The sequence below is a fragment of the Kineococcus vitellinus genome, assembly GCF_009906315.1.
GTDB classification, from domain to species: Bacteria; Actinomycetota; Actinomycetes; order Actinomycetales; family Kineococcaceae; genus Kineococcus; species Kineococcus vitellinus.
In genome coordinates this window covers 1-1,903 of record NZ_JAAALL010000489.1, presented here as the reverse complement: position 1 = coordinate 1,903, position 1,903 = coordinate 1, and the positions used below count along the sequence as shown (strand labels likewise).

At 78.9% G+C, this 1,903-nt stretch carries 3 protein-coding genes; all 3 read left to right on the top strand.

What is annotated here, in order from left to right; genetic code table 11:
• Positions 1–225 (top strand): hypothetical protein (locus GTQ99_RS24510; RefSeq protein ID WP_205708067.1); only part of this gene is annotated, 225 nt, incomplete at its 5' end.
• A gap of 10 nt (positions 226–235) precedes the next feature.
• Positions 236–1,057 carry a hypothetical protein gene (locus GTQ99_RS22725; RefSeq protein WP_166617939.1) on the top strand — a complete coding sequence of 274 codons (822 nt, stop codon included), beginning with the start codon at positions 236–238 and terminating at the stop codon, positions 1,055–1,057.
• Positions 1,058–1,145: 88 nt separating this feature from the next.
• Positions 1,146–1,903: DEAD/DEAH box helicase (locus GTQ99_RS22720; protein WP_420814616.1), on the top strand; the 758-nt coding region annotated here is incomplete at its 3' end.

The window sequence follows — 1,903 nt, the reverse complement described above, 5'->3', positions numbered from 1 at the left end:
ACCGAGCACAAGGCCTACCTGCACCGCTCCGGGCGCGCGCGGTGGCCGCGGTCGCGGCGCCGGTGCGGCGGGGCGCACCACCGCCTGAGCCGTCCCGCCCAGCAGCACCCCGAGCAGCACCGGCAGAGCCGCAGCTCCCCCGCCCCCGGGCGCGAGGAGCTGCGGCTCTGCTGCGCGTGGTGCGCGACGTGCTCGCGGGACGTGCCGGACGACCCGCGCACCTAGAGTCGACGGGGTGGTCGCGGTGCGCCTGGCGGGGTTCAGCCACCCGCTGAGCCGCGCCACCGCCCACGTGCTGTTCTGGCTGCTCGTCGGCGGGCTGCTGGGCGCGCTCTGGTGGCTGTGGCGCGGCCGGAAGGCCCCGCTGCGCAGCGCGCCGGTGCGGGTCCTGCAGGGGGTGGCCGCGGGGCTGGCGCTGGCGCTGATCCTCGTCGGGACCGCCTGGCGCGCCGTCACCGACCTCGACGACTCCCCGGTCTGCTCGTCGGTGCCGGGGGAGGAGTGGGGCAGCACCGAGGGGGACGACGGGTTCACCCCCACGCTCTACGCGCAGAAGCTCGCCACCTGGCCCGAGACCGGGCTGGCGATGCTCTACGCCGACGCCACCGGCACCACGGTCTGCCGCTACGCCGCCGCTCACTACTACGTGGCCGTGCGCACCGTGGCCCGCGCGGGGGAGCGCTCCGTCAACTTCGGCGACGTGGTGCTCTCCCCGCGCTTCCCGACCGTGCCCACCGAGGCGGGGGCGCTGGCCGAGCACGAGTCGCGCCACCGCCCGCAGTGGGCCGTGGCCACCGTGCTCGCCGGCCCGGCGGCCTTCCCGATCGCCTACGGCGTCGACGACTTCTTCTTCCCGGGCGCCCGCAACCACTTCGAGCGCCAGGCGGGGCTGGCCAGCGGCGGGTACGCCTGGGAGGGCGCCGGTCCGGTCCTCGGCGCGCCGCAGGTGGTGGTCCTCGTCCTGATGGCCCTCGCGCTCGCCGCGGGGGCCCTGCGCCTGCGCCGCCGCCGGGATCGAGGTCCGGGTCGACGTCACCGTCGCCACCCGGCGCCGTAGCGCGCCCGGCTCGGCCGCGGGCCGCACCTCGTCCTCCTCCCCGTCGGAGCCCTCGACCGGTTCCCGCGGCGACCCGCTGACGCCCGTGGTGCTCGCCCCGCTGCTGGCCTCGCTGCCCGTCGGCGCGGTCGTCGGGGAGCTGCTGCGGGTGCTGGACAGCCGCGGCAGCGCCGTCCTGCAGGCCCCGCCCGGCACCGGCAAGACCACGCTCGTGCCGCTGGCGCTGGCGGCCGCGCGGCCCGGCCGCGTGCTCGTCGCCGAACCGCGCCGGGTGGCCACCCGGGCGGCCGCCGCGCGGATGGCGGCGCTGCTGGGCGAGCCCGTCGGGCGCACGGTCGGCTACGCGGTGCGCGGGGAGCGCCGCTCCTCGGCGGCCACCCGCGTCGAGGTCGTCACGACCGGGCTGCTGCTGCGCCGGCTGCTGCGCGACCCCGACCTGCCCGGCGTGGGCACCGTGCTGCTCGACGAGGTCCACGAGCGCCAGCTCGACGCCGACCTCGCGCTGGCCTTCCTGGTGCAGGCCCGCGAGCTGCTGCGCGAGGACCTGCGGCTGGTGGCCGCCTCGGCCACCCTCGACGTCGGCCGGCTCGCCGCGCTGACCGGCGGTGCCGTCGTGACCGCGACCGCCCCCGTGCACCCGCTGCAGGTGCGGTGGGCCCCGCCGCCGCGCCCGGTGCGCCCCCCGGAGGGGCTGCGCGTGGACCCGGCGCTGCTGGACCACGTCGCCGCGCTCGTGGGGCGCGCGCTGGAGGAGGACACCGGCGACGTCCTCGTCTTCCTGCCCGGGGTGGGGGAGATCGGCGCCGTGGGCGGGCGGGTGCGCCCGCCCACGGCGCCGATCTCCCC